The following is a 12942-nucleotide window of genomic DNA, read 5'->3' as shown; positions in this document are numbered from 1 at the left end:
CCATCTCGCCCCTGGCGCCGGCCGCCCGCCGGCGCTACATGAGGGGGGCGGGGCTGCGGGGTGCGTCAGGAGACACATATCCCCGGGGCCTTATCGACTCCCTCGGGAGCTGTCCCCGCCCTGGTCCGTGGACCGGGGCACACGGCGCCCACCTACGCTGTAGGTTTCCCGGGATCGATCCTCCAACGGCTTTCGTGGCTCCGCGCTCCTCCATGACAGACGACATCCTGGTCCCGACCGACAAGGCCAGCCTCCGCCGGGAGGCCCTGGCGCGGCGGGACGGGCTCGACGCGGCCTATCGGGCCGAGGCGTCCCGGCGCATCGCCGAGGCGGTGCTCGCTTTGCCCGCCCTGGCCGGCGCCGGCCTCGTCAGCGCCTATTGGCCGATCCGCAGCGAGGTCGACGTGCGCCCGCTGATCGCCGCCCTGCGCGACCGCGGCCAGGCCGTCGCCCTGCCGCAGGTCACGCCGGCCGGCCTGGTCTTCCGCCAGGTGGCCGAGGACGACGCGCTCAGCGCCGGCGGCTTCGGGCTGAGCGAGCCGGGGCCGGAGGCGGCCGAGGTGCGGCCCCGGGCCCTGCTGGTGCCGCTCGCCGCCTTCGACCGCCGCCTGCACCGCATCGGCTACGGGAAAGGCTACTACGACCGGGCGCTCGCGGACCTGTCCCGGGACGGGCCGATCCTCACCGTCGGCGTCGCCTTCGCGGTGCAGGAGATCGCGCAGGTGCCGGAGGGCCCGCACGATCACAGCCTCGACCACATCGTTACCGAGGCGGGCGTGATCGGGCCCGCCACGAGCCCCAGCCTGCCCGCCGGAGTCTGAGCCATGCGCCTCCTCTTCCTCGGCGACGTGGTGGGGCGGCCCGGCCGCCAGGTGGTGGCGGAGCGGCTGCCGGGCCTGCGGGAGCGCTGGAAGCTCGACTGCGTCGTCATCAACGGCGAGAACGCGGCCGGGGGCTTCGGCATCACCGAGGCGATCTGCGACGAACTCATCGACGCGGGCGCCGACGCCGTCACCCTCGGCAACCATTCCTTCGACCAGCGCGAGGCCCTGGTCTTCATCGCGCGCCAGCCGCGGCTGGTGCGCCCGGCCAATTACCCGCCGGGCACGCCCGGGCGCGGCGCCACCGTGATCGAGACCCGGGCGGGGGGGCGCGTCCTCGTCGTCAACGTGATGGGCCGGATCTTCCTCGATCCCCTCGACGATCCCTTCGCGGCGGCGGACCGGGAGGTCTCGGCCTGCCCCCTCGGCAGCGCCGCCGACGCGGTGATCGTGGACGTCCACGCGGAGGCCACCAGCGAGAAGGAGGCCTTCGGCCACTTCCTCGACGGGCGCGCCTCGCTGGTGGTCGGCACCCACACCCACGTCCCCACCGCCGACCACCGCATCCTGCCGGGCGGCACCGCCTACCAATCCGACGCGGGCATGTGCGGCGATTTCGATTCGGTGCTCGGCATGCAGAAGGACGAGCCCCTGCGGCGCTTCCTGCAGAAGACGCCGGGATCGCGGCTGGAGGCGGCGACCGGCGAGGGCACGCTCTGCGGACTCGCCGTCGAGACCGACGACGAGACCGGGCTCGCCCGCCGCGTCCACGCCGTGCGGCTCGGGCCGCACCTGGAGGAGGCCTGGCCCCGGGACTGGGACTGAGAGGTCGAGGATCTCCCGGTCTCCGGGACGACGATGCCGCCGGGATTCGAGGACCTGGACGAGGCCGCGGAGCTGTCCGGCCGGGATCGCCTCCGCAGAGCGGGCCATGAGCCCGCAGCTTCATGGCATCCGCACTGGTCCTCGGCATGAGGGAGGGGCGCGGGGTCCGGCGGTCGCGTGCGGTGGCGCCTCGGCAATCGGGTCGGCACGCCGATCGAACGCCATCGGCCGCACCGGCGCGATCGCCATCCATCCTCTTTCCCCGGACCGTCGGAGCCGGACGATCCCCTGTCAGCCTCCGAGATCCCGCACCGGCCGATCTCCTACGTGGTCCGGCCGAAGCCGCGCCGGCTTGATCCCGGGCCGGCCAATCGGCACAGTGCCGCCGGTTTCCCCCGGGATCGGTCGGGGCCGGAGACCGATCCGCGCGGCGAGTCCCGCCGCGGCCCACGCGAGCTGAGACGAACCACGCGATGGCGGCGAGTGCTGCGTCCCCTCCCCTGACATCGCCCCGGATCTTCCTCGTCCGCATGGCGGTGTTCCTGATCCTGGTCGGTTTCCTCGCCTTCGTGCTCTACCGCCAGATCGTGCCGGCCTTCCTGGCCAATCCCGGGCTCAACGGCCTGATCCTGGGCGTCCTGTTCATCGCGATCCTGCTCGCCTTCGGGCAGGTGCGGCGCCTGTTCCGCGAGATCCGCTTCGTCAATCGCACGGCGATGCGGGAGACGAATCCGGGCGAGCCGCGGGTGATCGCCCCGCTCGCCCCCGTGATCCGCGACGCCGCCGCGGGCGAGTCCGTGCCCGCCGCGGGGTTCCGCCCGCTCCTCGACACCGTGGCCTCGCGCCTCGACGAGGGCCGCGAGGCTCTGCGCTACATCGCCGGCATCCTGATCCTGCTCGGCCTGCTCGGCACCTTCTGGGGCCTCATCGACACGCTCTCGGCGGTCGGCAACGTGATCCGCTCGATGCGCGCCGGCGGGGGCGACGCCGCCGTGATGTTCGACGAGCTGAAGAGCGGGCTCGCGGTGCCGCTCTCCGGCATCGGGCTCGCCTTCTCGGCCTCCCTGTTCGGCCTCGCCGGCTCGCTCACCATCGGGTTCCTCGACCTCCAGGCGGGCCAGGCGCATACGCGCTTCTACAACGAGCTGGAGGATTGGCTGGTCGCCCGCGCCGGCCCGGAGGCGGCCGGCGCGCCGCAGGCGCCGAACCGCAGCTCCGAGGCGTCCCTGCGCGACCTCGCCGAGGCGGTGACCCGCCTCTCCGCCCTGGTCGGCGACAGCACGGGCAACAGCCGCGCCAGCACCCAGGCGATGGCGAACCTCGCCGAGGGCATCCAGGGCCTCGTCCAGCACATGCGCGCCGAGCAGCAGATGATCCGCGACTGGGTCGAGGCCCAGGCGAGCCGCGAGCGCGAACTCAAGCAGGTGCTCGACCGCCTGGGCCGGGAGCGCGTGGGATGACGCGCCGGGACGGGATCTGATGGCCGGCCGCCTCCTGCGCCGCGAGCGCGCCCTCAACGTCTGGCCGGGCTACGTCGACGCGCTGACGACCTTGCTGCTCTCGGTGGTGTTCCTGCTGACGATCTTCGTCACCGGGCAGTTCTTCCTGTCGCAGGAAATCTCCGGGCGCGACACGGTGCTGGGCCGGCTCAACCGGCAGATCGCCGAACTGACCGACCTCCTCGCCCTCGAACGCTCCGGGCGGCGCACCCTGGAGGAGACGGCCGCCTCGCTCCGGGCCAACCTGCAGGAATCGGAGACGGAGCGGCGGCGCCTGCAGGACGCGCTGTCGGCCGACCAGGGCGCGCAGGGCAAGGCGAGCGATCTCGGGCGCCAGCTCGAGGCGGAGAAGGGCGCGACCAACCGGGCCCTGTCGCAGGTCGAGCTCCTGAACCAGCAGATCGCGGCGATGCGCCAGCAGCTCGCGGCGCTGGAGGACGCGCTCGCCGCCTCGGAGACCCGGGACCGGGAGAGCCAGGCCCGGATCGCCGATCTCGGCAGCCGCCTGAACGTGGCCCTGGCCCAGCGGGTGCAGGAACTGGCCCGCTACCGCTCGGACTTTTTCGGGCGCCTGCGGCAGATCCTCGGCAACCGCTCCGACATCCGCATCGTGGGCGACCGCTTCGTGCTGCAATCGGAGGTGCTGTTCGCGGCCGGTCAGGCCACGCTGCGGCCCGAGGCCGGGGCGGAGCTCGACCGCATCGCCGCGGCGATCATCGAACTCGGCCGGCAGATCCCGCCCGACATCCCGTGGGTGCTGCGGGTGGACGGCCACACCGATGCGCGGCCGATCAGCTCGGCGACCTTCCCGTCGAACTGGGCGCTGTCGGCGGCCCGGTCGATCGCGGTGGTGCAGTACATGGTGGGACGGGGGATCCCGCCCCAGCGCCTGCTCGCGGGCGCCTTCGGCGAGTTCCAGCCCCTCGACACCGGCGCGACCGAGGAGGCCTACGCCCGCAACCGGCGCATCGAGCTGAAGCTCACCGAGCGCTGAGCGGCGGGCAGGACATCGCCGGGTGAGGCCGGGGCACGCCCCGTCGGGTTCTCCGGCCGGATCCCCGGCGGAGTTGCGCCGGGCAACTCTGCTTCACTGTCCTTCGTGCATCGTTTTCGCTGACGCGGTGCTTCGGTTCGCCGCCGAACCGATGGCCGCTTCGGCGCATGATGCCTAGCCGACCCGCAGCCGCCAGATGTCCTCGGCGTATTCCCGCATGGTGCGGTCCGAGGAGAACCACGCCGTTCGGGCGGTGTTGAGGATCGCCGCCCGCCACCAGCCGCGCGGATCGCGCCACGCGGCGTCGACCGCGCGCTGGACCCGCCAGTAATCGTCGAAATCGGCGGTCAGCAGGTAGCGGTCCGGGCCGGCGAGTTCGTCCACGAGCGGCCTGAACCGGCCCGGCTCCTCGGGCGAGAAGCCCCCGGAGGCGACGAGGTCGAGGGCGGCCGCCAGCCGCGGCGAGGCCGCGATCGCCCGCGCCGCGTGGCCGCCCTGCGCCTTGGTGGCCCGCACCCCGGCCGCGTCGAGGCCGAAGATGAAGATGTTCTCGGCCCCGACATGCTCCCTGATCTCGATGTTGGCGCCGTCGAGGGTGCCGATCGTCAGCGCGCCGTTGAGCGCGAGCTTCATGTTGCCGGTGCCGGAGGCTTCGAGCCCCGCCGTCGAGATCTGCTCGGAGAGGTCGGCCGCCGGGATGATCGCCTCGGCGAGGCTGACCGAGTAGTTCGGCAGGAAGGCGACCTGCAGCCGGCCCGCCACCGCCGGATCGGCGTTGACGCGCTTGGCCACGTCGCAGGCAAGCCGGATGATCAGCTTGGCTTGGCTGTAGCTCGGCGCCGCCTTGCCGCCGAAGAGCTTCACCCGGGCCGGCCAGTCGCGCCCCGGCTCGGCGAGGATCGCCTGGTAGAGCGCCACCGTCTCCAGGATGTTGAGGAGCTGGCGCTTGTACTCGTGGATGCGCTTGATCTGGACGTCGAACAGGGCGGCCGGATCGAGGGCGATGCCGGTGCGCTCCCTCACGACCCGGGCCAGGGCCTCCTTGCGCTCGCGCCGCACGGCGGCGTAGCGCGCCTGGAAACCGGCATCGTCGGCGACCGCGGCGAGCCCGGCGAGGGCGGTCGGATCGTCGAGGAGCGCCTCGCCCACCACCTCCGCGGCGAGCGCGGTCAGGCCCGGATTGGCGTTGTGGAGCCAGCGCCGGAAGGTGATGCCGTTCGTCTTGTTGACGATCTTGTCGGTGTCGAGGGCGTGGAGGGGCGCGAAGACCGTCCTGCGCATCAGCTCCGTGTGCAGGGCGGAGACGCCGTTCACCCGGCGCGCGCCCAGGAAGGCGAGGTGGCCCATGCGCACGCGCTTGCCGTGCGTCTCCTCGATCAGCGAGACCTCGGCGAGCTGGCCCGCATCGACCCGGCCGTGCTTGGAGAGCTCCTCCAGGTGCATCCAGTTGATCAGGTAGATGATCTGCATGTGGCGCGGCAGCAGCCGCTCCATCAGCTCGACCGGCCAGGTCTCCAGCGCCTCGGGCAGGAGCGTGTGGTTCGTGTAGCCGAGGGTGTGCGTGGTGACGTGCCACGCATCCTCCCAGGACAGGCCGTGCTCGTCCACGAGGAGCCGCATCAGCTCCGGCACCGCGATGGCCGGATGGGTGTCGTTGAGCTGGATCGCCGCGTGGTCGGGCAGCGTGCTCAGGTCGCCACGCTCGACGACGTGGCGGCGCACGAGGTCCTGCAGCGAGGCCGAGGTGAAGAAGAATTCCTGGCGCAGGCGCAGCTCCTGCCCGGCCGGCGTGCCGTCGCTCGGGTAGAGCACCCGGGAGATCGCCTCGACCCGGTCGCGCTCGGCCATCGCCCCGACATGGTCGCCGCCGTTGAAGCGGGCGAGGTCGACGGGCTCGGCGGCCCGCGCCTGCCACAGGCGCAGCACGTTGACGTGCCTGCCCCGGAATCCGACCACCGGCGTGTCGAAGGGCACGGCCCGCACGATCTCGGCCGGGCGCCAGACGCGGCGGATCGCGCCGTCCGGCAGCACCGTCATGGCGACATCGCCGCCGAACCCGACCTGGCAGGCCGCGTCGGGCCGCTCGAACTCCCAGGGATTGCCCTCGGCGAGCCAGGTCTCGGGCACCTCGCGCTGGACGCCGTCCTCGATCAGCTGACGGAACAGGCCGTGGTCGTAGCGGATGCCGTAGCCGTAGGTCGGAATCGCGAGGCTCGCCATGCTCTCCATGAAGCAGGCGGCGAGCCGGCCCAGGCCCCCGTTGCCGAGCGCCGCGTCGGGCTCGGCGCCCGCCACCGCGTCGAGATCGACGCCGAGCGAGGCCAGGGCCGCCCGCGCCGTCCCGGTCAGGCCGAGATTGCCCATCACGTCGGAGAGGAGCCGCCCGATCAGGAACTCGAGCGACAGGTAGTGCACGCGCTTGGGCGGCACCGCCGGGCTGTCCGAGGCCAGGCAGGCATCCACGACCCGGTCGCGCAGGGCGAGCGCGGTCGCGACGAACCAGTCGCGGTCGCGGGCGGTCGCGGGCGACCTGCCGAGCGCGTAGGCGAGCTTGCCCAGAATTGCATCGCGCAGGAGCGAGACATCGTCCGCGCTGGACGGAGGGCTCGCGGCCGGCGGCCGCCAGAACAGCTGCGGCTCGGCCGCAGGGGCGGTCTCTGGTCGCCGATCACCGGCCAGTAGAGCTTCGTTCAGCACCTCGGAACCCCCTTCAGCGCCGACGATCCTCTTCTCTGCCCCGCGCTCTTGGTCGCGTTGCGGGCAGCAGATCATCGGCCGAACTGCTTCATCGTGTGACGTCTTTTTCATCATGTCGAGACGGCCGGAGCGCTTGACGACAAGTCTCCCGGCGTGTGGCCGTCGCGACACGTGGCACCGAAACCCGACGCGACTGTGGCCGAGGCGGGCTGAAGGCGTCATGAACGGTCGCGACGCCCCGGAAGCCGTGCCGTTCGGACGGGTTTCCCGCAGAGTCAGGGCGGATCATCGCCCACGAACGCCGTGGCCGCGGTGCGGTTCCTCACGCCCCGGGGTCGCGGGGAGCGTCGGCGAACCGTCACGGGGGGCGGCTAGCCTGCCGCGGCGCGGGAACCGCCGCCGCCCTTTCGGTTTGCATGGTTTCGATTTGCTTGACCGGGCGCCGCGCGCAAGCCCGCCCGCGCGCCGCGCCCGGACGCGGCCCCGCCCCTGAACCCGCGACGCGCACGGAGGCGAGCGATGCCCGGTGAACTCTGGTGGAAGGCCGGGACGGTCTACCAAATCTATCCCCGCTCCTTCCAGGACGCGAACGGCGACGGGGTCGGCGACCTCAAGGGCATCACCGCCCGGCTCGACTACCTCGCCTGGCTCGGGGTCGACGCGCTCTGGCTCTCGCCGGTCTGCCGCTCGCCGATGGCCGATTACGGCTACGACGTCTCCGATTACTGCGACATCGACCCGCTCTTCGGCACGCTCGCGGATTTCGACGCGCTCGTCGCCGAGGCGCACCGGCGCCGCCTGCGGGTGATCATGGATTTCGTGCCCAACCACACCTCGATCGCGCATCCGTGGTTCCGCGAGAGCCGCGCCTCCCGCGACAACGCGCGGCGCGACTGGTACATCTGGCGCGACCCGAAGCCCGACGGCGCGCCCCCCAACAACTGGGTGAGCAATTTCGGCGGGCCGGCCTGGACCCTCGACCCGGCCACCGGTCAGTCCTACTACCACGCCTTCCTGAAGGAGCAGCCCGACCTCAACTGGCGCAACCCGGAGGTGCGCCGGGCCATGCTGGACGTGCTGCGCTTCTGGCTCGACCGCGGCGTCGACGGGTTCCGGGTCGACGTGATCTGGCACCTGATCAAGGACGCCGCGCTGCGGGACAACCCGCCGAACCCCGACTACGTCCCGGGCGACGCCGAGATCAACAGCCTCACGCCCCTCTACTCCGCCGACCAGCCGGAGGTGATGGAGGTCGTCGCCGAGATGCGCGCGGTGCTCGACGGCTACGACGAGCGGGTGCTGATCGGCGAGATCTATCTGCCGCTGGAGCGGCTGATGGCCTATTACGGCGTCGACCTGTCCGGCGCGCACCTGCCGTTCAACTTTCAGTTGATCCAGGCCCGCTGGCACGCCGAGACGATCGCCGCGCTCGTCGCCGAGTACGAGGCGGCCCTGCCGGAGGGCGGCTGGCCGAACTGGGTGCTCGGCAACCACGACCAGCCGCGCATCGCCGCCCGCGTCGGGGCCGCGCAGGCCCGGGTCGCCGCGGTGCTGCTCCTCACCCTGCGGGGCACGCCGACGCTCTATTACGGCGACGAGATCGGGCTCGCCCGCGTGCCGATCCCGCCCGGGCGGGCCCGCGACCCCTGGGAGCGCAACGAGCCCGGCCGCGGCCGCGACCCGGCGCGCACGCCGATGCAGTGGGACCGCACGCCCCGGGCGGGGTTCTCCAGCGCCGAGCCGTGGCTGCCGCTCGATCCCGGGGCCGCGACCTGCAACGTCGAGGTGCTGCGCGACGATCCCGGCTCGATCCTCACCCTCTACCGCCGCCTCCTGGCCCTGCGGCGCGAGCACGCCGCCCTGAGCCTCGGCCTCTACCGGGCGGTCTTTGTCGCGCGGGACGTCCTCGTCTACGAGCGCGCGCACGGGGACGAGGTCCTGCACATCCTCCTGAATTTCGGGCACGCCCCTTGCACCGTGCCGCTGCCGCCGGATCACGCCTGGCGCGTCCTGCTGTCGAGTTCGGGCAGCCGCATCGCCGAGAGGCCGGCCGACGGCCATCTCGCACTCGCGGGAGACGAGGCCCTCGTCCTCCTGAGGGAGCCGCTTTCACCCGAAAATGTCTAGCTTCACTTAAGTGAAACTTCGCGGAAATTCCGTCGAAGCTCTGCCACGCGGGTCAGAAACTCTCGGTTTCGCACGATATCGCGCGATTTACGCTTGAATCCCTGCTGCGATGCGATATTGTGCAACGCGGCGGAACCGGACGCGCAAGCGCGCGTTGCCGGCCAAACACAGGCGCCGTGGCGACGTCCGCCAGCATCCTTGCGGCCCGCGGCGTGGGGGCATTCTCGATGATCGGCTCGGCGTGCGCGCGCTCCGTTTCCCCTGCGCCGGTCCCGTCGTCACCATCCCCCTTCCTCCGCAGCCCCGGCTCGCTGCGCCAGCGCATCCTCTTCGCCACGCCCGAGATGGCGGATTTCCTGAAGACCGGTGGCCTCGGCGAGGTGGCGGCGGCGCTGCCGCGGGCGCTGCGCCAGCACTACGACGTGCGCATCCTGATCCCGGGCTACCGCCAGGTCGTCGACCGCTACGCCGACATCCCGGTCGTCGCCCAGCTGCCGGGCCGGGACGGGCTCGCGCCCTCGGCGCTCGGCCTCGTCGAGACCGGGGACGGCATGCCGGTCTACGTGCTGCTCAACGCCGAGCTCTACGACCGGGCGGGCTCGCCCTACGGCGACCAGGGCGGCGACTTCGCCGACAACGACCTGCGCTTCGCGCGCCTCAGCCTCGCCGCCGTGGAACTCGCGAAGGGTGCCGATCCGGACTGGCAGGCCGACCTCCTCCACCTCAACGACTGGCAGACGGCGCTCGCCCCCGCCTACCTGGCCTGGCAGGGCCTGCGGGTGCCGAGCATCCTCACCGTGCACAACCTCGCCTATCAGGGTCTGTTCCCGCGGGAGAATCTCGCCCGGCTCGGCGTGCCGGAGGGCGCCTTCCAGATCGACGGCGTCGAGTTCTACGGCAAGCTCTCCTTCCTGAAAGCGGGGCTGTTCTACGCCTCGCACGTGACGACGGTGAGCGAGACCTACGCGCAGGAGATCACCTCGCCGGAATTCGGCTGCGGCCTCGACGGGCTGCTGCGCACCCGGGCCGGCCAGGGCCGCCTCACCGGAATCCTCAACGGGATCGACGAGATCTGGGATCCGCGGACGGACCCCCATCTCGCCACCGCCTTCGAGGCGGATGACTGGAAGGGCAAGCGCGCGAACGCCGACGCGGTGCGCGAGCGCTTCGGGCTCGGCGTCTCGCGCGGCCCGCTCTTCGCGATCGTGTCGCGGCTCGTCCACCAGAAGGGTGTCGACCTCACGCTCGCGGCGGCGGAAGCGATCGTGGCGGAGGGCGGCCAGCTCGTCGTCACCGGCCAGGGCGAGCCGCGCTTCGAGAGCGCCTTCATGGACCTCGCGCGCCGTCACCCGGGGGCGGTGGGCGTGCGGATCGGCTTCGACGAGACCGACGCGCACCGGATGTTCGCGGGCAGCGACTTCCTGCTGATGCCGTCGCGCTTCGAGCCCTGCGGGCTGGCCCAGATGTACGCGCAGCGCTTCGGCTCGCTGCCGATCGCGCGCCGGGTCGGCGGCCTCGCCGACACGGTGGAGGACGGGGTCACGGGCTTCCTGTTCGGCGAGGCGACGCTGAAGGGCCTCACCGGCGCGATCCGCCGCGCCCTCGACACCTTCGCGTCGAAGCGCCACCTCAACACGATGCGGCGCACCGCGATGGCCCGCACCTTCGGCTGGGACAAGGCGGCGCTGAGCTACAGCGGCCTCTACGCCCGCACCATGGGCAACGGCGTCGAGATGCTGCGCCCGCGGGCGGCGTGAGGGCCGGATCCTCCGGGCCCGTCCTCGCCCCGAGAGATCGAACGCCTCCCGATGTCCGGCCCTCACGCGCGCGCGATGATCCGGGATCCGCTTGATCAAGCGGATCCCGGATCATCCTCCGCCTCCGGGCCTCAGCCCCGCTCGCGCAGGTAATCCTCGGTCATCCGCGGCGGCGGGGCGGCGTGGGGGTCGAAGCCCTCGGCGAGCACGTGGGAGACCCGGCAGGTCTCGCACATCATCAGCGCGCGCAGGCGGTCCTGGCCGGCCGTCCCGGCGAACATCCAGTGCTTGTCCTGCAGCCGCCCGATGATCCGCTCGACCGTGCTGCGGGTGCCGAACGGCTTGGCGCAGGCCACGCAGGCGAACGGCTCCTCCTCCTTGAGGACGCGGCGCGGCGCCGCCCAGGCCGCGAAGTCGAGCCGCGGCTCCAGGGTGATGACGTCTTCCGGGCAGGTCGCGGCGCAGAGGCCGCACTGCACGCAGAGGCTCTCCGAGAAGCTCAGGAGCGGACGGTCCGGATCGTCGCTGAGCGCGCCGGTCGGGCAGGCGCCCACGCAGGCGTGGCAGAGCGTGCAGGCCTCGGTGCGGAAGTCGAGCCCGCCGAAGGGCGCCCCGGGATCGAGGGGGATCCGGTCGACCGGGCGCGGCGCCGCGTGGTGCAATTCGCGAAGGGTGAGCCGCAGCACCTCGCGCGCCTCCCCCTCCGGCACGAAGCCCGCCGGCGCGGCCGTCGCGGTGCCGCGGGGGCCCGCCGCCAGCGCCGCCCCGAGCGCGTCCGGGTCGTCGGTCTCGATCAGCGACACGACCGGGGCGCCGTCCGCGGGGCCGTAGCCCAGCGCCTGCAGGATCGCGTCGGCCCGCGCCAGGACGCCCCGGAGCGGGGTCAGGTCGTGCTTCGGCCGCGCCCGCGCCAGGAGCCGCACCCCGGTCGCCCCGAAGGCGAAGGCGCCGGTGAGCAGGTCGAGCCCGGCCTGAGTCACCTCGTTGACCCTGACCGGCAGGACGTGGGCCGGCAGGCCGGCGCCGAAGCGGGCGAGCGCGTCGATCAGCGCCTCGCCGTGATCGCCGTCGTGGAGGAGCACCACGGCGCCCTCCCCGCCCGCCGCCGCGTAGGCGCGCAGGAGGCGGCGAAGGCGCCGCAGCAGCGCGTCGGCGGGCGGGAGCGTGGCGGCGGCCGCGCCGGTCGGGCAGACCGAGGCGCAGGATCCGCAGCCCGCGCACACGAAGGGATCGACCGCCACGTGGTCGCCGGCCGGCGCGATCGCCCCGGTCGGGCAGACGTCGAGGCAGCGGCTGCAGCCGGTGATGCGCGAGCGCGCATGCGCGCAGAGCCCGTCCTTGAAGGCGATGAAGCGGGTCTTGTCGAAGGTGCCGACGAGGTGCGAGGCCTCGAACAAGACCGCGGCCACGGCCGCCGGGTCGCGGGGATCCGCCCGCAGGTAGCCGCTGCGCAGGGCGTGGGCCGGGAAGAGCGGCGCCTCCCCCGAGACGTCGATCACGATGTCGCAGGTCGAGGTCGCGCCGTCGTGGCCTTCCCCGAACAGGAGGCGCTCCCGCGAGGAGGGGCGCGGCAGGGCGTAGGCGTCGATGCCGAGCGTGAAGGCGCCGAGATGCCCGCCGGCCCGGCGGATCGTGCCCTTGAGGACCGGGAACTCCGCCCCGCGCGGGGGCACCACGTCGCCGGGCCGGGTCAGCAGCACCGTGACGTCGAGGTGATCGGCGAGGCGGCGCCCGACCTCGATCGCGGTCTCGTCCCGCCCGTAGACGAGCGCCACGCCCCGGCTCTCGAAGCTCACCACGGGCGCGGGCGGCATCGGCTCCGCGGCGGCGGCGAGGAGCGCCGCCATCTTGGGGCCGGCCGCGGCGCCCTCGGCGGACCAGCCCGCCGCCTCGCGGATATTGGCGTAGGCGACGCGGTCCTGCGCCCCGACCTCCTCGACCAGTTCGTCGAAGAGCGGGGCCTGCAGGGTGCAGGCCAGGGTCACCGGATCGCCGGAGGCGAGGAGCCGCCGCGCGCGGTCGAGCTCGCGGGTGCAGAGCGCCTCGCCGGTCTCGACCCGGCCGCCGCAGCCGCGGCCGATCGCCTCCGCGTCGAGCGGGATGGTCCCCTCGCAGGAACAGGCAATCACGACGCGATCCGGCACGGTGTTGTCCTCGGCCTCGACTGGAATTCGGGCCTCTTGCAGGCCGTCCCGCCCCTATATAGGAGGCGTTGAAAAGTG

General features: G+C 72.8%; 8 protein-coding genes and 1 other RNA gene. 7 read left to right on the top strand and 2 right to left on the bottom strand.

Going from position 1 to position 12942, the window contains the following annotated elements; all coding sequences use genetic code 11:
* The first annotated feature begins 47 nt into the window (after positions 1-47).
* The 5 genes from ssrS to MET2598_RS0108285 all read left to right on the top strand — a co-directional run bounded on the left by ssrS (position 48) and on the right by MET2598_RS0108285 (position 4139).
* Positions 48-205, top strand: a non-coding RNA gene (gene ssrS, locus MET2598_RS38390) — 6S RNA.
* Positions 206-212: 7 nt separating this feature from the next.
* Positions 213-821 carry a 5-formyltetrahydrofolate cyclo-ligase gene (locus MET2598_RS0108300; RefSeq protein WP_012332882.1) on the top strand — a complete coding sequence of 203 codons (609 nt, stop codon included), beginning with the start codon at positions 213-215 and terminating at the stop codon, positions 819-821.
* A 3-nt stretch (positions 822-824) separates the two neighbouring features.
* Complete coding sequence (locus MET2598_RS0108295) at positions 825-1646, top strand: TIGR00282 family metallophosphoesterase (protein WP_012332883.1); 822 nt, start codon at positions 825-827, stop codon at positions 1644-1646.
* Positions 1647-2119: 473 nt separating this feature from the next.
* Positions 2120-3106 carry a MotA/TolQ/ExbB proton channel family protein gene (locus tag MET2598_RS0108290; protein ID WP_012332884.1) on the top strand — a complete coding sequence of 329 codons (987 nt, stop codon included), beginning with the start codon at positions 2120-2122 and terminating at the stop codon, positions 3104-3106.
* Positions 3107-3125: 19 nt separating this feature from the next.
* Positions 3126-4139, top strand: coding sequence for a peptidoglycan -binding protein (locus MET2598_RS0108285; protein WP_018260502.1), 1014 nt, complete (start codon positions 3126-3128; stop codon positions 4137-4139).
* A 174-nt stretch (positions 4140-4313) separates the two neighbouring features.
* On the opposite strand, the gene MET2598_RS0108280 is transcribed toward MET2598_RS0108285, so the two are convergent.
* Positions 4314-6836 (bottom strand): glycogen/starch/alpha-glucan phosphorylase, encoded by a 2523-nt coding sequence (locus MET2598_RS0108280; RefSeq protein ID WP_018260501.1) that lies wholly within the window; start codon positions 6834-6836, stop codon positions 4314-4316.
* A 519-nt stretch (positions 6837-7355) separates the two neighbouring features.
* Between MET2598_RS0108280 and MET2598_RS0108275 the strand changes: the two genes are divergently transcribed.
* Both MET2598_RS0108275 and glgA read left to right on the top strand, forming a co-directional pair.
* Positions 7356-8963: an alpha-amylase family glycosyl hydrolase gene (locus tag MET2598_RS0108275; protein WP_018260500.1), complete on the top strand. Its 1608-nt coding sequence runs from the start codon at positions 7356-7358 to the stop codon at positions 8961-8963.
* Positions 8964-9190: 227 nt separating this feature from the next.
* Complete coding sequence (gene glgA / locus MET2598_RS0108270) at positions 9191-10720, top strand: glycogen synthase GlgA (RefSeq protein ID WP_012332888.1); 1530 nt, start codon at positions 9191-9193, stop codon at positions 10718-10720.
* Positions 10721-10851: 131 nt separating this feature from the next.
* Here the strand turns inward: glgA and MET2598_RS0108265 are convergent, their stop codons facing one another.
* Positions 10852-12864 (bottom strand): 4Fe-4S binding protein, encoded by a 2013-nt coding sequence (locus MET2598_RS0108265; protein ID WP_018260498.1) that lies wholly within the window; start codon positions 12862-12864, stop codon positions 10852-10854.
* Positions 12865-12942 lie beyond the last annotated feature (78 nt).

Origin of the sequence: Methylobacterium sp. WSM2598, from assembly GCF_000379105.1 — a bacterium.
Lineage (GTDB): Bacteria > Pseudomonadota > Alphaproteobacteria > Rhizobiales > Beijerinckiaceae > Methylobacterium.
Note: the sequence above shows the minus strand (reverse complement) of the source record. Positions and strands in the feature narration are given on the sequence as shown.

What these genes read in the sequence shown, in the direction of transcription:
- MET2598_RS0108300 (WP_012332882.1), top strand. Translation starts at nt 213, where the DNA reads ATGACAGACGACATCCTGGTCCCGACCGACAAGGCCAGCCTCCGCCGG.
- MET2598_RS0108295 (WP_012332883.1), top strand. Translation starts at nt 825, where the DNA reads ATGCGCCTCCTCTTCCTCGGCGACGTGGTGGGGCGGCCCGGCCGCCAG.
- MET2598_RS0108290 (WP_012332884.1), top strand. Translation starts at nt 2,120, where the DNA reads ATGGCGGCGAGTGCTGCGTCCCCTCCCCTGACATCGCCCCGGATCTTC.
- MET2598_RS0108285 (WP_018260502.1), top strand. Translation starts at nt 3,126, where the DNA reads ATGGCCGGCCGCCTCCTGCGCCGCGAGCGCGCCCTCAACGTCTGGCCG.
- MET2598_RS0108275 (WP_018260500.1), top strand. Translation starts at nt 7,356, where the DNA reads ATGCCCGGTGAACTCTGGTGGAAGGCCGGGACGGTCTACCAAATCTAT.
- glgA (WP_012332888.1), top strand. Translation starts at nt 9,191, where the DNA reads ATGATCGGCTCGGCGTGCGCGCGCTCCGTTTCCCCTGCGCCGGTCCCG.